Genomic DNA, 18,807 nt, shown 5'->3' with positions numbered 1-18,807 from the left:
GCGCGGAAGGCGAGGGCACGCGCCCGTCGCTGACGCCGCGCTACTCCGGCAGCTTGTGGACGACCTACAAGATCACGCCGCAATGGCGCGTTGGCGGCGGCTTCAACGCTCGCAGCGGTCAGCAGCCCAACCGCAACCCCGGCTTCTACGCGCCCAAGTTCATCATCGGCAACCTGATGGCCGAATACACCGTCGTCGAGGACGCGCTGCTGTTCCGCCTCAACGTCGACAATGTGACCAACAAGCGCTACGCCGACACCCTCTACACGGGCCACTACATCCCGGGCAAGGGCCGCGTCGTCGCGCTGACGGGCACCTACAAGTTCTAACCTCCTCCCAAAAGGCCCGCGCCACGCCATGCTGCTGAAGATCCCCCAGATCCTCGACGCTGCCGGCGTGGCCCGGGCCCGCGAACTGCTGGCCATCGCTCCGTGGGCCGATGGCCGCAGCACTGCCGGCCGCCAGGCCGCGCAGGTCAAGAACAACGAACAGCTGCAGCCCCTGAGCGAGAAAGATCGCGAACAGCACCGCGAGCTGCAGGCGCTGGTGTTGCAGGCGCTGGAGAAGCACCCGCTGTTCTTCTCCGCCACGCTCCCGAAGCGCGTGCTGCCGCCGCTGTTCAACCGATACGCCGGGGCGAGCAACGCCTACGGCAGCCATGTCGACCAGGCCGTGCGCTATCTGCCAGGTGGCGCGCAGCGCGTGCGCACCGACATCTCCTGCACCCTGTTCCTGAGCGAGGTCACCGACTACGACGGTGGTGAGCTCGTCATCGCCGACACCTTCGGCGAGCAGCGCGTCAAGCTCGCCGCCGGCGACCTCGTCGTCTATCCCGGCAGCAGCGTGCACCGCGTCGAACCCGTCACGCGCGGCGAGCGGCTGGCCAGCTTTTTCTGGATCGAGAGCATGGTGCGCTCGGACGATCAGCGCCGCCTGCTTTACGAGATGGACATGAGCCTGATGAAGCTGCGCGGTGAACTGGGCGAGACGGACGAGCTGGTGCAGCTGACCGGCACTTATCACAACCTCTTGCGCATGTGGGCGGACACGTGACAGCGCCCCGCATCGAATCGCTGCCGGATGGCCTGGCCAATCTGGCCGACTTCGAAGCGCCCGCCCAGACCCGCGTCGATGCCAAGGCCTGGGCCTATCTGAACGGCGGTGCCGCCGACGAGATCACGCTGCGCGCCAACCGCGCGGCCTGGGACGCCATCAAGCTGCAGCCCCGCGTGCTGCGCGACCTCTCCGGCGGCCACACGCGCGTGACGCTGCTCGGCCGCGAGCTGCGCCACCCCATCCTGCTGGCGCCCATCGCCTACCAGCGCCTTTTTCATGCCGACGGCGAGCTGGCCATCGCCCATGCCGCCGCCGCCCAGCAGGCCGGCCTCATCCTCAGCGCCCAGGCCAGCGTGACGATGGAAGATGTCGCCGCACCGATGCTGGCCGACCGGAGTGCCGGCCCGCTGTGGTTCCAGCTCTACTGGCGTGACGACCGCGACTTCATGCGTGCGCTGCTCCAGCGCATCGAAGCCACCGGCTACCAGGCCCTGGTGCTCACCGTTGATGCACCCGTGCACGGCGCGCGCGACCGTGAGCGCCGCATCGGCTTCAAGCTGCCCGATGACATCCGCGCGGTGAACCTCGGCGGCGTCAAGAAGCCGCTGAACCTGCAGCCCGGCCAGAGCGCGCTCTTCGACGGCCTGATGCCGCGCGCCGCCACCTGGCGTGAGATCGACTGGCTGCGCGCCGAGAGCCGGCTGCCGCTGCTGCTCAAGGGCGTCACGCACACCGACGATGCGCGTGAAGCCCTGGCCCGCGGCGTGACCGGCTTCATCGTCTCCAACCACGGCGGCCGCACGCTGGACACGCTGCCGCCCACCGCCGAACTGCTGCCACCGCTGCGGGCCGCCCTCGGGCCCGACGTGCCGCTGCTCGTCGACGGCGGCATCCGCCGCGGCACCGATGTGCTCAAGGCCATGGCCCTGGGTGCCAACGCCGTGCTGCTCGGCCGCCCCTACGTTCATGCCCTCGCCGCCAGCGGTGCGCTGGGCGTGGCGCATGCGCTGCGCCTGCTGCGCGACGAACTCGAGATCGCCATGGCGCTCTCCGGCTGCAAGACTCTCGCCGACGCCGGCCCGGCGCTGCTCTGGCCAGGCAACTCCCGTTGAAAGGCTCACCATGAAATTCCTCGCCTCCCTTCTCCTCGCTTTCACCGCCTCCGCCGCCTTCGCTCACGGCAACGTCTCCTGCCCCGCCGTGCCCAAGGAAGAGAAGAAGCCGCAGATGGAACTCCAGAAAAAACTCGAAGGCGAAGGCTGGAAGGTCCGCAAGGTCCAGAACTACAACGGCTGCTACGAGGTTTACGGCTTCGATGGCGCCGGCAAGAAGGCCGAGGCCTTCTTCAATCCCAAGACCTTCGAGCGCGTCTATCCGGAAGGCGAGCAGCCCGCCGAGAAGAAGTAGATCAGCATGCGCGTGCGCGTCTGGGACGGCCTTGTGCGCCTGCTGCACTGGACGCTGGCGGCCGCCGTCGCGACCGCGTGGATCAGCGGGCACTGGCCGCCCAGCCACTTCGACGCCTGGCACCACACTGCCGGCTATGTCGCGGGCGCGGCCGTGATGCTGCGGCTGGCCTGGGGCTTCGTTGGCCATGGCTACGCGCGCCTCGCCCAGTTCGTGCGCCGGCCGCGCACGGTGCTGGCCTATGCCCGCGCGATGCGCGCCGGGCGCGAGCGGCGCTACGTCGGCCATAACCCGCTGGGCGGATGGATGGTGCTGGCGCTGTGGTCCACGGCCGCCTTGCTGACGCTCAGTGGCTGGCTCTACACGACCGACTGGCTGTGGGGCTACGAGTGGCTGTCGGACCTGCACGCGGCGCTCGCCTGGCTCGTCGCGACCCTCGTGGTCGGCCATCTCGGCGGCGTCCTTTTGACGAGTTGGCGGCATCGCGAGAACCTCGTTGGCGCCATGTTCAGCGGCATGAAGCGCGCGCCCGGCAGCGACGACATCGCCTGACTGCAAGGCCCGTGAAGGCMCAAGTGATGCGGCCTAGCGACAAGCAGGGCCTCAAAGGCCCGATTTCATGGGCCTTTGCGGGTCATCCCCTCTATGAAAGCCTTCTCTTCCCCTAGGGAGCGCAGTACCATCGCCGCCGCAGGGTGCTAGAGAGTATTGAAGGCTTACGCGGCCTTCACCCGGACCCGGCACATCAACAACCTTTGATGGAGTGAATCGACATGGCAACTGCGAAGAAGGCCGCGCCCGCGAAGAAGGCGGCGGCACCGGCTAAGAAGGCCGCACCGGCGAAGAAGGCAGCAGCGCCCGCAAAGGCGCCTGCAGCAAAGAAGGCAGCTCCGGCCAAAAAAGCCGCGGCACCTGCGAAGAAGGCAGCTCCGGCCAAAAAAGCCGCARCACCCGCCAAGAAGCGCACGCCCAACGCCGCCTTCATGAAGGCCCTCACCCCCAGCGCCGCTCTTGCGGCCATCGTCGGCGCAGCTCCCCTGCCGCGCACCGATGTGACCAAGAAGGTCTGGGAATACATCAAGAAGAACAAGCTGCAGGATGAGCTGCAGAAGCGTGTCATCAACGCCGACGCCAAGCTGAAGGAAATCTTCGGCAAGGCCAAGGCCGACATGTTCGAGATGACCAAGCTGATCAACAGCCACCTGAAGTGAAGCGGCGCCGCGCAAGCGGCCTCGTCAACACAAGCCCGGTTCTACCGGGCTTTTTTTCGTCCATATCAGCTGACCGTGGCACAGCGGGTTCACTGCTATTGCAGCGGCGGGCCGACCCTAGCCCAGCAGCTTGTGCAACCCGGCCTGCAACACCGGCACGTCGATGGGTTTGAGCCAGTAGTCGTCGAACCCCGCCGCGCGCGCGGCGCGCACGACGGCACCCGGGTTGTCGGCCGAGAGCGCAACCCAGCGAGCGCTCAACGCGGCGGCCAGGCTGGCGTCCGCGGCCACGCGTTCGCGCAACTCCAGGCCGGTCATGTCGGGCAGGTTCATGTCGACCAACACCAGMGCCGGCTGGCATTCGGCCAGGGCCGCCAGGGCCTCGGCGCCTGTCTCGACCATGCGCAGCTCCCAGCCCTGCAGCAGCCGGAACACCTCCTCCATCAGGATCAGGTGGATGCGGTCGTCTTCGACGTAAAGCACCAGCGGCGCGGCGCGGTCTGACATGGGAGGTCGGGGGAGATACAGCGGCAGGCACGATAGCAGCAATGGCGGGCCCGCCCGGCGCCGCGGTGGCGGCAATCGTTTTCACGGTTTCGCGTGACTTATCTCACTCCGCAGACACCCCCTCTTTGCGGGTCTTCAACGCGTATAAACCCTTGCCTTCCCTAATACTAGGGACATGCGCCCTGGTTCGGGCGCGTCCCTTTTATGGGGCCCTCCGATGTCCTTGATCGCCACCCTCGCCCTTGCCGTTTCCGCCGGCTCCACGCTGCCCCAATGCAGCTGGGACCGCCCCGGCGTCAACCCGTTCATGGGTGACGTGGTCGCGGCTGTCGATCGCTATCAGGACATCCCGGTAGCCACGCGCGAGAAGCTCAAGGCCCGCATGAAGGCGCGCAACTATGACGACATCGCCGTCATCGAGCGCGACGGCATCAAGGGCAAGGCGACCTACGCCCCCGAGATCCGCGACATGCATTTCGGCCCCGGCGCCGTCTGCCGCACCGTGACGCGCAGCAAGTGGACGGCGACGACGCAGGAGCGCGGCCTTGTCTATTGCGAGGACGGCCATTGCATCCTGGTGCCCACCGTCTGCCGCAACGTCAGCCGCATCAAGCGCCTTGGCAAGCCCAGCGCCGTGGCACCGGCCCAGGCCGCCAACGTCGCCTCGTCGACCCGTGAAGGCGAAGACRTCACGCCGCTGGAGTTTGAGGCGCCCGCCGCCGGCCCGATGGCCGCTGCGGCACCCGACAGCTTTGCCACTGCCTCCGGTGTGCCGGCGCTCGGTGGCTCGGCCTCCCAGGGCAGCGGCCTGCTGGCGGGCGGCAGCGCGCCCAGCCCCGCCGGCCCGGGCGGCGGCGGTCCCGGCCTCGTCAATATCGGCATGCCCGGCCTGCCGCCTGGCACGATCCGTCCCGCCGATGGCCCCATCGACCTGCCGAACACGCCGGCCGTGCCCGAGCCCGGCACCTGGGCCATGATCGCCCTGGGCCTGCTCGTCATCATCTTCAGGGCGCGCCAGAGGCGCCGTTGATCAACGCTTGAGCAACGGCGCCAGGTAGCGCCCCGTGTGGCTGGCCTCACAGGCCGCCACGTCCTCAGGCGTGCCCGCCACCAGCAGCGTGCCGCCGCCGGCACCGCCTTCCGGCCCCATGTCGATGAGCCAGTCGGCCGTCTTGATGACGTCCAGGTTGTGCTCGATGACGACGATGGTGTTGCCCGCGTCGCGCAGCTGGTGCAGCACCTTCATCAAGAGGGCGATGTCGGCAAAGTGCAGGCCGGTGGTGGGTTCATCCAGGATGTAGAGGGTGCGGCCGGTGTCGCGCTTGGACAGCTCCAGCGCCAGCTTGACGCGCTGCGCCTCGCCGCCCGACAGCGTCGTCGCGCTCTGGCCCAGCTTCACATAGCCCAGGCCCACGTCCAAGAGCGTCTGCAGCTTGCGCGCCAGCGCCGGCACGGCGTTGAACAGCTCGTAGGCGTCCTCCACCGTCATGTTCAGCACCTGGGTGATGTTCTTGCCCTTGTAGAGCACCTCCAGCGTCTCGCGGTTGTAGCGCCGGCCCTGGCAGACGTCGCAGGGCACGTACACATCCGGCAGGAAGTGCATCTCCACCTTCAGCACGCCGTCGCCCTGGCAGGCCTCGCAGCGGCCGCCGGCCACGTTGAAGCTGAAGCGCCCCGGGCCGTAGCCGCGTTCGCGCGCGGTGTTCATCTCGGCGAACAGCTCGCGGATGGGCGTGAACAGGCCGGTGTAGGTGGCGGGGTTGGAGCGCGGCGTGCGGCCGATGGGTGACTGGTCGACGTTGATGACCTTGTCAAAGGCGTCCAGGCCCTCGATCTCGTCATAGGGCGCCGGGTCGGCGTGGCTGCTGTAGAGCTTCTTGGCGACGGCCGTGTAGAGCGTGTCGTTGACCAGCGTGCTCTTGCCGGAGCCCGACACACCGGTCACACAGGTGAACAGGCCCACCGGGATCTCGACCGTCACGCCCTTGAGGTTGTTGCCGCGCGCATTGACGATGCGCAACCGGGACTCCTGCACGGGCTTGTGCCGCTCGGCGGGCACCTCGATGCGTGCCACGCCGCTGAGGTACTGGCCCGTCAAGGAATTCGGGTTGGCCGCCACCTGATCAGGCGTGCCCTGGGCCATGACCTGGCCGCCATGCACGCCGGCGCCGGGGCCGAGGTCCAACACCCAGTCGGCGGCGCGGATGGCGTCCTCGTCGTGCTCCACCACCAGCACCGAATTGCCCAGGTCGCGCAGCCGCCGCAGCGTCGCGATCAACCGGTCGTTGTCGCGCTGGTGCAGGCCGATGCTGGGCTCGTCCAGCACATACATGACGCCGGTGAGRCCCGAGCCGATCTGGCTGGCCAGGCGGATGCGCTGGGCCTCGCCGCCGGACAGCGTCTCGGCGCTGCGGTCCAGGCTCAGGTAGTTCAGGCCGACGTCGTTGAGGAAACGCAGCCGCGACGCGATCTCGCGAATGACCTTGTCGCCGATCTCGGCCTTGTTGCCCTTGAGCTTGAGCGTCTCGAAATAGTCCAGGCACTCGCGCAGCGTCGAATGCTCGACCTCGAAGATTGGCCGGCCCTTCACGCCCGTCGGCGCATCGGCTGGCTGCAGCACGACATGCCGTGCTTCACGGCGCAGCCGCGAACCCTCGCAGGCCGTGCAGGGCTTGGCAGCCATGTAGCGCGCCAGATCCTCGCGCACGGCGGCTGAATCGGTCTCCTTGTAGCGCCGCTGCAGGTTGGGCAGGATGCCCTCGAAGGGATGCTGGCGCTTGACCGAGCGCTTCTTGCCCGCGGCCGTCTCGGCCTGGTAGACGAAGCTGATGTCTTCGGTACCCGAGCCGCGCAGCAGCACCTCCTGGGCAGTGGCCGGCAGGCTGTCCCACGGCGCCTCGACGTCGAACTTGTAGTGGGCCGCCACCGACTCCAGCAGCGAGAAGGTGTAGGGGTTGCGCCGGTCCCAGCCCTTCACCGCGCCACTGGCCAGCGACAGCGTCGGGAAGGCGACGACCCGGTCGGCGTCGAAGACGGTGACCTGGCCCAGGCCCTCGCAGCTCGGGCAGGCGCCCACCGGCGAGTTGAAGGAGAACAGCCGCGGCTCCAGCTCCGGCAGCGAATAGGAACAAACCGGGCAGGCGAACTTGCTGGAGAACAGTGTCGTCTGCTCGCTGTCCATGTTCATCACCAGGGCCCGCCCGTCGGCCAGGCGCAGCGCCGCCTCGAAGCTCTCGGCCAGGCGCTGGCGCAGCGAATCCGCCGCGTCATGGCGCAGCTTGATGCGGTCGATGACGACGTCGATGTCGTGCTTCTCGGCCTTCTTCAGCGCCGGGATGTCGGGCGCCTCCACCGTGGCGCCGTCGACGCGAAAGCGCACATAACCCTGGGCCTGCAGGTCGGCGAACAGCTCGACGAACTCGCCCTTGCGGTCGCGCACCACCGGCGCCAGCAGCATCAGCTTGGCCTCGTCCGGCATGGCCAGCACGGCGTCCACCATCTGGCTGACCGACTGCGCCTCCAGCGGCAGGTCGTGGTCGGGGCAGAAGGGCGTGCCGGCGCGGGCATAGAGCAGGCGCAGATAGTCGTGGATCTCGGTGACCGTGCCGACGGTCGAGCGCGGGTTGTGCGACGTTGCCTTCTGTTCGATGGAGATCGCGGGGGACAGGCCCTCGATGATGTCCACGTCGGGCTTGTCCATCAGCTGCAGGAACTGCCGCGCGTAGCTGGACAGGCTCTCGACATAACGCCGCTGGCCCTCGGCATACAGGGTGTCGAAGGCGAGCGACGACTTGCCCGACCCGGACAGCCCCGTGATGACCACCAGCGCATGGCGCGGCAGGTCGACGTCGATGTTCTTCAGGTTGTGCGTGCGCGCACCGCGCACGCGGATGAATCGGGATTCAGGAGGCGCGGGCAAATCCGGGAGGGCCATGGCAGTTTTCACAAGCGAACCGGACATGATAGGCCGCCACAATCTGGCGCGTCCAAACCACGCTACCGCACATGAAGTACCGCCTCGCCGCTGCCCTGCTTGCAGCCGCCACCGCGCTGGGTGCCAGCACGGGCGTCAGTGCCGCAGAGCCGCCGTCCGCCGCCGCCTTCTTCAAACGCGCGGCGGTGCGCGCGCCCAAGCTCAGCCCCAGCGGCCGCTATCTCGCCATTCAGGCCGCCGGCAAGGGTGACCGCATCTGGCTGGCCGTGCTGGACCTGCAGACCATGCAGCCGCCCAAATTCATCGCCGGCTTCAATGACGCTGACATCTCGACCCACCATTGGATCAGCGAGGACAGGCTGGTGTTCGACGTGTCCGACTCTCCGGACGGCACCACGCGCGTCAACGGCCAGGGCCTGTGGGCGGTCGACCGGGAAGGCGCCAACCTCCGCCAGCTGATCAAGACCGACAAGCCCTTCGTCACCACGGCGACGCTGATCAACGATCGGCGGCTGGACTTCAACTGGGTGCTGCACAGCGTGCCGCCGGGGCTGGACGGCGGCGAGGTCATCGTCCTGCGCCGGCCTTGGTCGAACGAACGCGAGGCCACGGGCGTGCAACTGGCGCGGCTGGACACCCGCACYGGGCTCACGCGCACGCTCAGCGCGGGCATGCCCGACCACACCAGGAATTGGCTGCTCGACTGGCGCGGCGAACCCCGCGTCATCGACACCGAGCACCAGGGCCGCAGCCAGCTGTTCAGCCGCGACGATGCGGGCCGCTGGCAGCCCTGGTACGACGACGACCCCCACGCGCGTAAGCACCCGTGGCCGATCTGGGCCGGGCCGGACGGCCTGATGCTGGGCGAGCGCGGCTACGGCGGCTATGACGCCGTCTTCCGCGTCGACCCCAAGACCGGCAACGCGGACGGGGAACCGCTGATCTCCACGCCCGGCTACGACTTCGAAGGCCGACTCRTCACCGAGCCCGGTACAGGCCGGCTGCTGGGCGTGCGCTTTGAAACCGACGCGCCCGGCACCGTGTGGCTGGACAAGGCGATGAAGGCCGCCCAAGCCGACATCGACGCTCGCCTGCCTGGCAGCGTCAACCTGATCGAATGCCTGCGCTGCGTGCAAGCCAGCCACTTCATCGTCACCTCGCTGTCCGACGTGCGCCCGCCGCTGTACTACCTATACGAGACGGCCGAGAAGCAGCTGCAGTCGCTGGCCGGCACCCGCACCGACCTGCCGGCCGCCGCCATGGGACAGCGCGACTACCACCGTATCAAGGCCCGCGACGGCCTGGAGCTGCCGGTGCTGGTCACGCAGCCGGCCGGCGGCGTCAAGGGCGCCACGCCTACCGTCGTGCTGGTGCATGGCGGGCCTTATGTCCGCGGCACCCACTGGTCATGGTCACCCTATGCCMAGTTCCTCGCCAGCCGCGGCTACCTCGTGCTGGAACCGGAATTCCGCGGCAGCACCGGCTACGGCTTCAAGCACTTCAAGGCCGGCTGGAAGCAATGGGGCCTGGCCATGCAGGACGACCTCGCCGACACCCTGGCCTGGGCCGTGAAACAGGGCTGGGCCGACCCCAAGCGCGCCTGCATCATGGGCGCCAGCTATGGCGGCTACGCCGCCATGATGGCCGCCGTCACGCAGCAGGACCTGTTCAAGTGCGCCGTCAACTGGGTGGGCGTGACCGACATCGGCCTGCTGAGCAGCATCAGCTGGAGCGACATGTCCGACGAGTGGAAGGATTACGGCATGAAGCGCCTCGTGGCCGACCCGGACAGCGACGCCGAGCAGATGCGCAAGACCTCGCCGCTGGCGCGCGCCAGCGAGATCCGCATGCCGCTGCTGATGGCCTACGGCGGCGAGGACCGGCGCGTGCCGCTGAAGCACGGCACCGAGATGAAGGCCGCGCTGCGCGCCGACCAGCCGCTGGAATGGGTGGTCTACCCCGACGAAGGCCACGGCTGGTTCAACCTGAAGACCAACGAAGACTTCTGGGGGCGCGTCGAGCGCTTCCTGGCCAAGAACCTGGCGGCGAAGAACTAGCGGTTTGTCGCGGCCGCATGCAGCTCGCGGCCCGCGTCTGGCGATTCATCGCAGCGCCATGGCGGCGCCCGTGTCCAGTGACGAAACTGCTTCCATCGACACAGCAAACCCGCTGAACGAAACCCCAAGGAAGCATCATGAAAGCCACCGTCCTGATCCAAGCCGCCGCCGTCGCCGCCTTCGTGTTCACCGCCTTCGCCGCCAGCGCCGCCCCCCAAGAAGTCACCAAGCTGCCCCGCGTCGTCATCACCGGCAAGGCCACGCAGGAAGTCGCCCAACTGCCGCGCGTCGTCATCACCGGCTACGCCGTGCGTGAAGTCGCCCAGCTGCCGCGCGTGACCATCACCGGACACCGCGTCTGAGTCCCACATGAGGATTCAAATGACCCAGGAACACCGAGCCGAGTCGCCGGCGCAGCAGGCCGACGGCCCAGGCTGTGCCGACGACTCGGCTTGGCGTGAAAAAATCACGCGTCTGTGAAAGACAATCCAGGCTTCTGATTGGAGCCTGCTTGTGAAAGAAGAGCTGCGCAAACGCCGGTCCTGGCTGGATGGCTTCATGGCTTATCCAGCACCGGCCGGCCTGAGCGAAACCGCACTGCGCGAGAACATCATCCTGCTCGACCAGGCGCTCTACACGCTGTGGGGCCTGGGCGACAACCTGATCTACGCCTGGACACCCGAGCCGCGCGGCCTGCGCGTGCTGGTCGCGCCGCACCAGATGCTGACCGAGTACACGCTGGGTGACGGCACCTCGCCGCTGACCGAGGTGACGCGGCGCACGCGGCTGCTGGACAACCTGCTGTCCAACCAGGAGCACCTCGAAAAGCAGGCCTTCGACAGCGTGGCCGCCGCGCTGAGTGTGGTGCCCAAGCTCATCGAGCTGCCCTTCAACCCCGAGCGGGGCCTGGGCCTGCCGCTGATCGCGGCCATCGCGGCGCGCTACGGCATCCGCCTCGTCGAGGACCGCGCCGTCATCCTGTTCGACGCGGTCGGCTTCTCGCTGCTGACGCCGCTGCAGCAGGTGGTGCAGCTCAACAGCCTGTCCTGCTCGGTCAACGCGGCCTACGCCAAGTTGCTGGACCGCGAGATCAACATCAACTTCGCCCGTACGACGACCGGCGACGGTTTCTACATCTGGAACCGCATGCGTGGCGTCGAGGCCAATGTCGAGCTGTACCAGCTGATGCAGTTCATCCTCGCCGACAACGCGCTGGCGCTCGAGCGCGCGACGCGCCCCGAGTCGGTGCCCAAGCTGCGCGCGTGCTTCCACGTCGGCTCGCACTACGAGTTCTACCAATCCGAAGGCCTCAACCCCACGTCCTTCAGCTATTTGGTCGGCCAGGTCACGATCGAGCTCGCCCGCATGATCGAGCGCGCCGAACCGGGCCAGATCCTGGTCGGCAAATTCAACACGCTGATGCACGACGAGGTCAACGGCGAGGACGTGCACATCGACAGCCTGGACTTCGTCGAGCGCACGCGGGCGCCGCTGCGCAGCCTCAATGGCCTGAAGCTCGCCGGCTCCGAGGTCGACGAGATCGCCTGCTACCTGACCGGCCGGCGCGACTCGACCGGGCTTTGGGGCATCAGCGAATACCACATGGCCGACAAGCACGGCTTGATCCACCGCGTCTACAACGCCAAGATCAACATCCATCGCCGCAACGGCGAGCCCATCTACCTCGGCCTGCGCGAGGAAGACCTGCCTCCCGACGCGCCGCGCACCGTGGCGGACACGGATTTCGTGCCGCTGCAAGGTTGACGACGGTCAGCAGGCGACAAGAGCTAGAGCAGAGCCCCCAGAACGGCCTGTTCATGCGGTCAGCCCCGAAGCGCAACGGCTAGGATGACCAGCGCCGTGACCGAGTCCTCCGCGCCCTTCGCTGCCCCCCCTGCGCCTGTCGGCCAGCGCCGACTGCTAACCCTGCTGTTCGCCGACCTCAGCGGCTCCACCGCCATGGCCGAGTGGATGGAGGCCGAGCACTATGCGGCGATGCTCGGGGGCTTGCGCGCGCTGTACGAGCGCATCGTGCCCCACCACGGCGGCGTCATCGCCCGCATCCAGGGCGACGGCATGCTGGCCGTCTTCGGCCACCCCGACGTGCGCGAGGACGATGGCCGCCGCGCCACCGAGGCCGCGCTGGAACTGCACGCCGCCGTGCGCGAGTTGCTGCCGCCCGGCCCCCGCCCCGCCGACTTCCCCGGCCTGGCCCTGCACAGCGGCATCCACGCCGGCATCGTCCTCGTCAACGACGGCGACCAGATGCGTGGCCGCTTCGAGCTGCTCGGCAACGCACCCAATATCGCGGCCCGCCTGTCCGAGGCCGCCAAGCGTGACGAGATCATCGCCAGCGAAGAGAGCCTGGGCCTGCAGAGCCAGTTTTTCGACACCGGCCCGCGCTTCTCGCTGCAGCTGAGGGGCCGTGCGACGCCGCTGGCCGCCTACCGTGTGTTCGGCCGCGCACCGGTGGGCCGGCGCTTCGAGGCCAGCATGCGCCGCGGCCTCGCCCCCTTCGTCGGCCGCGGCGGCGAGCTGGCAACCCTGGAGGCCACGCTCGCGCGCGCGCTGCAGGGCGGCACGCTGTGGCTGGGCATCCGCGCCGGCGCGGGCGTGGGCAAGACCCGGCTCACCGAGGAATTCCTGCGCCACGCCCAGGACCAGGCCGTCCAGATCCACCGCGGCTATTGCGAGAGCTACCTCAGCGCCGAGCCGCTGCAGCCCTTTTTGCAGATGCTGCGCGCCATGGACATGCATGACGGCGGCCTGCACGACGCACCGCCCGAACTCTTCGCCGCCCAGCACAGCCAACCCGGCCAGCGCGCCGACGCCCTGCTGACCCTGCTGCTCGCGCTGGCGCGGCGCATGCCCCAGCTCGTCTTCATCGACGACCTGCAATGGGCCGACGACGCATCACTGCGCCTGCTGCATCGGCTGCGCGCCGCTGCCGATCGTGAGCGCCTGCCGCTGCTGCTGCTGACCGCCAGCCGACCGCAGCCCGCCTTGCCGGGGGCCAACGACGGCGATGCCGACCTCATCGAGTTGCCGCCGCTGACCGAGACCGAGGCCGCTCGCGCCGTGCAGCAGCTGCTGCCGCAGATCGACCCCTTCATCGCCGCCGAGGTGCAGCGCCACGCCGGCGGCAATCCCCTCTTCATCGAGGAGCTCTGCCACGCCGCGGCCGACACGGGTGAAGGCCTGGTCGCCGGGCCGAGCAGCTCGGCCTGGCTGGCCGCCCTCGTCGAATCCCGCGTCGGCCGCCTGCCGCCCGAGCAGGCGCAGCTGGTGCGCGTGGCGGCCGTCATCGGCAATGTCATCCCGTCCTGGCTGCTGCAGGCGTTGTCCGGCTGCGGGGAGCAGCACCCCGCCGTGCAGGCTTTGGCGGCCCAGGACTTCATCTTCCCGGACCAACGCCCCGGTCATCTGCGCTTCAAGCACGGCATCACGCGCGACGTCGTCTACGAGGCCACCGGCCTGCACCAACGCCAGGCCCTGCACCGGCGCATCAGCGTCGAACTGGCAGAACACGGTGGCCAGGACCTGCACGAACAGCTGGCCTATCACGACGCCGCCGCCAACGACTGGCCCGCCGCCGCCCACCACGCCGAAGCGGCCGGTGACCAGGCCCTGGCCGCCTCGGCGCTGGACCGGGCCAAGAAGCAGTTCCGCGCCGCCCTGGCCGCGCTGGAGTTTCTTCCCGACGGTGCGGAGCGCCGGCGCCGCTGGGTTGGCATCGCCCAGCGCCTGGGCATGGCCTGCGTCTTCGACGCCTCCCAGGACGACCTGCGCGTGCTCCGGCATGCCGCCACCCTGGCCAAGGCCGAAGCCGAGCCCGGCCTCATCGCCCGCACCGAATACTGGCTTTCCTATGTCGGCTACGCCCTGGGTGAGACGCGCGACAGCCTGCGCCATGCGCGCGCCGCCGTCGAGACGGCCCAGGACTGCGGCGACCATGCGCTGCTCGCGCAGCTGCCCGGCACCGTCGGCCAGCTGCAGGCCGCCGCGGCCGACTACGCCAACGCCCTGCCCATGCTGGACCTGGCCATCGCCCGCCAGCGGGCGCGCRCCCGCAAGAGCGCGGTCAACCAGATCGGCCTGTCCTTCTCGCTGTGCTGCCGCGCCTATGTGCTGGCCGACCAGGGCCATTTCGACCAGGCCCACGAGATCTTTGCCGAGGCCCTGACGCCCTTCGATGGCAGCGGCCATGCGGTCGAGGCCAGCATCCAGGGCTGGCGCGCCGCCGTGCTGCTGTGGCAGGGCCGCTGGGCCGAGGCGCGCGAGGCCGCCCTCGTTGCCCACCGCGTCGGCGCCCAGGTGCGCAGCATGTTCACCTGCGCCATGGGCCACGCGGCCGGCGCGTATGGCGCCTGGATGCAAGAGGCCGACCCGACCGCGCGCCAGCACATCCTGGACGCCACCGCCTGGCTGGCGCCGCGCGGCGGCGGCCTGTACAGCAGCTTCCAGCACGGCTGGCTGGCCGACATCCTGGCCACCCAGGGCGACGCCGGCGCGGCCCGCCACCACGTCGCGCTGGCCCTCAAGCGCGGCCGCCAGCATGACTGGATTGGCGGCGCCATGGCCTACCGCGCCGCCGCCCGGCTGGCCGCGCGCATGGGGGACAGCGAGCGGGCCAAACGCTATCTCGGTCTGGCCCGCGGCGCTGGCGAGCAGCGCAACTCGGCGCATGAAGCCGCCGTCACGGCGCTGCTGGAAGCCGAGCTGCGGCTGGACGACCGCTGGCAGACCGCACGGGACCGCGCCGGGCGGGAGTTCGAACGTCTGGGCATGAGCGGCTTCCTGGAGCGAGCCCTCCAGCTCTGAGCGCCGCAAAGTCGCACTCATCGGCTACGTGAAACCACGTATCCATAAAAACAGAACGCTGTTTCATAGTTGCCTCGCGATGCGCGGCGATGCCGCACCGACCTGACGTCGCCGCGCCCCAGCGCGCGGATCGACCGGTAGTGACCTGACGTCGGCACCGGTTTTCTTCTCCCTTGCCCCGACAGCCTTCGTGGCGGCCGCTCCTCGGCCCCGACGACGGCCCGCTGCGCGCATCCGGACGGAAACCGCGCGCCCACACAACGACCGGAGACAAACAACCCATGATCACGAAGAAACTCACGCCCCCGCCCCTGCCCGTCATCCGCACCGCCGGCACGGCCATGTCGCTGCTGCTGGCCGCCACGGCCGCCCACGCGGTGGACTGGCCCTCGGGCTATTCCAAATGCGCCGACGAAGGCGAGACCTGCAAGGTCGGCACCAGCACGCGCGCCGTGTCCTACGGCATCAAGGACAAATGGGTCATCAAGAACCTCAAGGGCGACATCGCCTGCACGACGGCGACCTTCGGCTCCGACCCCAACCCCGGCATCACAAAGAAATGCGCCATCGGCCCGGTGGCATCGCCGGCGCCAACACCTGCTCCAACCCCCGCACCAACACCGGCGCCTACACCTGCTCCCACGCCGGCCCCTTCACCCGCACCGACGCCAGCACCCGCTCCGGCCGGCAGCAGTGACGGCTATGCCGGCACCGTGACCGGAGGTGGAACCAAGACGGCGGTGACGGTCAGCACCGCCGCGGCGATGCAGGCCGCCCTCAATGCCTATGACGGCAGCTCCGGCCTGGTGCTGCGCTACACCGGTACGTTCGACTTCGGCACCATCCCCGATGCCTGCACGCAGTGGCAGAAGCCGGCCGGCGCCATCGTCGAGATCAAGAACAAGAACAACGTGACCATCGAAGGCGCCAACGGCTCGACGGCCAACTTCGGCCTGGCCATCAAGGCGGCGGCGCAGAACATCATCATCCGCAACATGACGATCGGCCTGCTACCCGGCTCCATCGACGCCATCGGCATTGAAGGCCAGAGCGGCGGCATCCCCGGCTACATCTGGATCGACCACAACACCCTGTTCAGCAGCCTGAAGGAATGCAGCGGCGCTGGTGACCTGGAGTTCGACGGCCTCGTCGACAACAAGGCGGGCGCCCACCACATCACCTACTCGTACAACCACATCCACGACCACCACAAGGTCGGCCTGATCGGCTCCAGCGACAGCGACGCGAGCGACCGCTTCATCACGTTCCACCACAACTACTACAAGGATGTGGGCTCGCGCCTGCCGCTGCAGCGCGCCGGCTATACCCATCTTTACAACAACCTGTACAGCGGCCTGCTGACCTCGGGCGCCAACATCCGCATGGGCGGCTACTCGCTGATCGAGGGCAACTGGTTCGAGAACTCGCAGAACCCCGTGACCTCGCGCGACAGTCCCTCCATCGGCTATTGGCAGCTGCGCGGCAACAACATCACCAGCCCGGCCGACTTCGCGACCTATGGCATCACCTGGGTGGCCAGCGGCTCGTCACCGTCGCGGGATGCGACGGACTGGGCCAGCACCGCGACCTTCCCGCTCGGCATTCCCTACGGCTACACGCTGCAGGCGCCGTCATGCGTGAAGCAAAAGCTGCCGACGGCGGCGGGGGCGGGGACGAACCTCGCGAAGGTCAGTTGCTGATGAGCTGACATGAAGGCGCCCGCATCGTGCGGGTGTCTTCATGTCGTCAAAGCGCGAGCTTCGTCCAGTTCGGAATGCTCGAAGGCCGGCGCAAACAGCTCAAGTTCGGCCTCGAGCAGCCCGACGTCACGCGAGCGCGCGACCTCCCGCCAACGGTCGACAGCCGCCACCACTTGCGCCAGCACCCATCGAGCCTCGCCTTCATCGAACTCGAAGCGCGGCGCCTGCGCGAGCAGTTCATGCACGGATACGACCGGCCCCGAGTCTTCAGTCAACCAGGTCTTGGACTCCCGCTCCTTGTCCGGAAAGGGGTTCAAGTCAAAGGCAGGCGCCAGCCGCCAGAGATTCGAGCCCACGTAGAGGAAGCCGATGTTGTGCAAATGGTCGTCGACGTTGGTGATGAGGTGGTTGAACACCATCCTTCGCCAAAGTTGCTGGCTATCGGCCTTGAAGGACTGGCACGTCGACCGCATGGCATCGACCACTTCGGTATACGCGTGCTCTTCGTTGCGTCCCGCCTGCAGCAGCGTCGTTCCGGACATGTAAGGGATGCGTGCCCCGTCGGTCGTGCGGTCGAAGCGTCGAATGACGGCCACCGGCACGCCCCGGACCACCGCGATGCGCGACGGCGCCACGTCGATGCCTGCCATGCGGGCTAGGTGCAGGGCCAGTACCTCCCCGCGCGTGACGCTGCGCTCGTCCTTGACGCTCGGGAACTTTCCCAGCGCCAGTGCACCGTCCTCATCGAGCAAGCTGCACTTGGGCCGCATGCCGCCCAGCGACGTGCCCTTGCCGATCAGGTAGTTCAAGTCCTCGGCGGTCTCGGTGCTCATCTCCACCGCCCGGGAGGCCGCCAGCATCTTGTCCAGCTCCAGCAGCGGGGGCGTGGCGCGCTGGCCGGACGCGGCGGTCCGCAGGTAGCGCTTTTTCGCGTCTCGCAGACGCAACGCGCCAATGCGGCTGAAGTCATCGACCGCACTCAAGTAGTCGAGCTCGTTCAGGGCGCCCAGCGCTGGATTGTTCTTTCGAGCCTTCGCATGGGCGCGCGCTATGACCCGGCGCCCCCAGCTGTCAGGCTCGGTGTCCGCCAGTGCAAAGAAGAAGGTGGAGTCGTTCTGGGTGGGTGCCTTGCGAAGCTGGTAGCCCGAGCCTTTGACCAGATCCGGCGAGATGTCGAAGTAGCGCGAGTCGTTCAACCAAGCGTCGAAGTAGGCGAACTGCGAGAACTGTCGAGGGCCGTTGCGCAAGTAACCGAGCTTGCCCACAGCATGTTCCGCAGCCCCCAGGACCACCTCCAGTTCAACCTGGGTGACCACCGACTTGCGAGGGGCAGGCTTCGTTGCCATGGTTCAAAACGCTCCACTGTCCGCCTTGGGGCGGCGCTGCCGAACCCGCTGTGGCAACTTCTCGTCCATGAGCGCCAGGCCTACGCTGTCCTGTGCCGTGTCCAGCAACCCGTTGAGCTTGTCCAATTCACCGAAGACATGCAGTGCTCGGGCAATGTGCTGCAGAGCCGTGCCAGCAAACCCGTCTTCCATGCGCCGCACGGTGTTGACGGACGCGCCGATGCGCTCGGCCAGCATCTGCTGCGACATGTGGCGCCTGCGTCGTGCCAGCGAAATGCTCTGGCCCAGGCGAAGCAGCGCTCGTTCGACAGGAAGAGGGATCGGGCTGTTCATCATTAACACCCAAATAGAATGCACTAAATACTTTAGTAGTGCTTTTAAGAGCGATCATGAGCATCGCCATGGCTTGCGTCAAGTCCTTATCAACTATTCGCCATATTTGGTCGTTTGTCGCCAATTAACGCCCATATGTGGACGTTTAAAAGGCCATAAGCGCGCTGCAACCTGCCGGCTACACCCCATCTGTACAACAACCTGTACAGCGGCCTGCTGACCTCGGGCGCCAACATCCGCATGGGCGGCTACTCGCTGATCGAGGGCAACTGGTTCGAGAACTCGCAGAACCCGGTGACCTCGCGCGACAGCCCCTCCATCGGCTACTGGCAGCTGCGCGGCAACAACATCACGAGTCCTTCCGACTTCGCGACCTATGGCATCACCTGGGTGGCCAGCGGCTCGTCACCGTCGCGGGATGCGACGGACTGGGCC

17 protein-coding genes are annotated in these 18,807 nt (G+C 68.0%); 13 read left to right on the top strand and 4 right to left on the bottom strand.

Annotated elements, in window-relative coordinates; translation table 11 throughout:
• The 6 genes from AC1DU6_RS05600 to AC1DU6_RS05575 all read left to right on the top strand — a co-directional run.
• Positions 1-329, top strand: a 329-nt coding sequence (locus AC1DU6_RS05600; RefSeq protein ID WP_477856273.1) for a TonB-dependent receptor domain-containing protein, incomplete at its 5' end; no start/stop codon positions are given.
• Positions 330-357: 28 nt separating this feature from the next.
• Positions 358-1,053, top strand: a complete 696-nt coding sequence (locus tag AC1DU6_RS05595) for a Fe2+-dependent dioxygenase (protein WP_457322460.1) — start codon at positions 358-360, stop codon at positions 1,051-1,053.
• Positions 1,050-2,168 carry an alpha-hydroxy acid oxidase gene (locus AC1DU6_RS05590; protein WP_457322458.1) on the top strand — a complete coding sequence of 373 codons (1,119 nt, stop codon included), beginning with the start codon at positions 1,050-1,052 and terminating at the stop codon, positions 2,166-2,168. The genes AC1DU6_RS05595 and AC1DU6_RS05590 overlap by 4 nt, the downstream gene beginning before the upstream one ends.
• 10 nt (positions 2,169-2,178) lie before the next feature.
• Positions 2,179-2,463 carry a PepSY domain-containing protein gene (locus AC1DU6_RS05585; RefSeq protein ID WP_056191418.1) on the top strand — a complete coding sequence of 95 codons (285 nt, stop codon included), beginning with the start codon at positions 2,179-2,181 and terminating at the stop codon, positions 2,461-2,463.
• A gap of 6 nt (positions 2,464-2,469) precedes the next feature.
• Positions 2,470-3,015: a cytochrome b/b6 domain-containing protein gene (locus AC1DU6_RS05580; protein ID WP_457322456.1), complete on the top strand. Its 546-nt coding sequence runs from the start codon at positions 2,470-2,472 to the stop codon at positions 3,013-3,015.
• 221 nt (positions 3,016-3,236) lie between these two features.
• Entirely contained in the window at positions 3,237-3,674 is a 438-nt protein-coding gene (locus AC1DU6_RS05575) for an SWIB/MDM2 domain-containing protein (protein ID WP_477856272.1), read from the top strand.
• 117 nt (positions 3,675-3,791) lie between these two features.
• Here AC1DU6_RS05575 and AC1DU6_RS05570 read toward each other — a convergent pair whose 3' ends face one another.
• Positions 3,792-4,181, bottom strand: coding sequence for a response regulator (locus AC1DU6_RS05570; RefSeq protein ID WP_457322454.1), 390 nt, complete (start codon positions 4,179-4,181; stop codon positions 3,792-3,794).
• 217 nt (positions 4,182-4,398) lie between these two features.
• Here AC1DU6_RS05570 and AC1DU6_RS05565 point away from each other — a divergent pair, with 217 nt between their 5' ends.
• A complete protein-coding gene (locus AC1DU6_RS05565; protein WP_477856271.1) occupies positions 4,399-5,211 on the top strand; it encodes an MHFG family PEP-CTERM protein in 813 nt (270 codons plus the stop codon).
• Here the strand turns inward: AC1DU6_RS05565 and uvrA are convergent, their stop codons facing one another.
• Positions 5,212-8,115 carry an excinuclease ABC subunit UvrA gene (gene uvrA / locus AC1DU6_RS05560; RefSeq protein WP_457322450.1) on the bottom strand — a complete coding sequence of 968 codons (2,904 nt, stop codon included), beginning with the start codon at positions 8,113-8,115 and terminating at the stop codon, positions 5,212-5,214.
• Between the two features lie 71 nt (positions 8,116-8,186).
• Between uvrA and AC1DU6_RS05555 the strand changes: the two genes are divergently transcribed.
• From AC1DU6_RS05555 to AC1DU6_RS05535, 5 genes are all read left to right on the top strand, one after another.
• A complete protein-coding gene (locus AC1DU6_RS05555) occupies positions 8,187-10,172 on the top strand; it encodes an alpha/beta hydrolase family protein (RefSeq protein WP_477856270.1) in 1,986 nt (661 codons plus the stop codon).
• 137 nt (positions 10,173-10,309) lie between these two features.
• On the top strand, positions 10,310-10,534 hold the full coding sequence (locus tag AC1DU6_RS05550) for a hypothetical protein (RefSeq protein WP_056191405.1): 225 nt from the start codon (positions 10,310-10,312) through the stop codon (positions 10,532-10,534).
• Between the two features lie 151 nt (positions 10,535-10,685).
• Entirely contained in the window at positions 10,686-11,936 is a 1,251-nt protein-coding gene (locus AC1DU6_RS05545; protein ID WP_056191403.1) for a hypothetical protein, read from the top strand.
• A 96-nt stretch (positions 11,937-12,032) separates the two neighbouring features.
• Positions 12,033-14,993: an ATP-binding protein gene (locus AC1DU6_RS05540; protein ID WP_477856269.1), complete on the top strand. Its 2,961-nt coding sequence runs from the start codon at positions 12,033-12,035 to the stop codon at positions 14,991-14,993.
• 281 nt (positions 14,994-15,274) lie between these two features.
• Positions 15,275-16,693: a pectate lyase family protein gene (locus AC1DU6_RS05535; RefSeq protein WP_477856268.1), complete on the top strand. Its 1,419-nt coding sequence runs from the start codon at positions 15,275-15,277 to the stop codon at positions 16,691-16,693.
• A gap of 38 nt (positions 16,694-16,731) precedes the next feature.
• Here AC1DU6_RS05535 and AC1DU6_RS05530 read toward each other — a convergent pair whose 3' ends face one another.
• Both AC1DU6_RS05530 and AC1DU6_RS05525 read right to left on the bottom strand, forming a co-directional pair.
• Positions 16,732-18,039 (bottom strand): type II toxin-antitoxin system HipA family toxin, encoded by a 1,308-nt coding sequence (locus AC1DU6_RS05530; protein WP_477856267.1) that lies wholly within the window; start codon positions 18,037-18,039, stop codon positions 16,732-16,734.
• 3 nt (positions 18,040-18,042) lie between these two features.
• Positions 18,043-18,288: a helix-turn-helix domain-containing protein gene (locus tag AC1DU6_RS05525; RefSeq protein WP_477856266.1), complete on the bottom strand. Its 246-nt coding sequence runs from the start codon at positions 18,286-18,288 to the stop codon at positions 18,043-18,045.
• A gap of 255 nt (positions 18,289-18,543) precedes the next feature.
• Between AC1DU6_RS05525 and AC1DU6_RS05520 the strand changes: the two genes are divergently transcribed.
• Positions 18,544-18,807: pectate lyase family protein (locus AC1DU6_RS05520; RefSeq protein WP_477856274.1), on the top strand; the 264-nt coding region annotated here is incomplete at its 3' end.

This window comes from Roseateles sp. P5_B10, from assembly GCF_056400485.1.
Note: the sequence above shows the minus strand (reverse complement) of the source record. Positions and strands in the feature narration are given on the sequence as shown.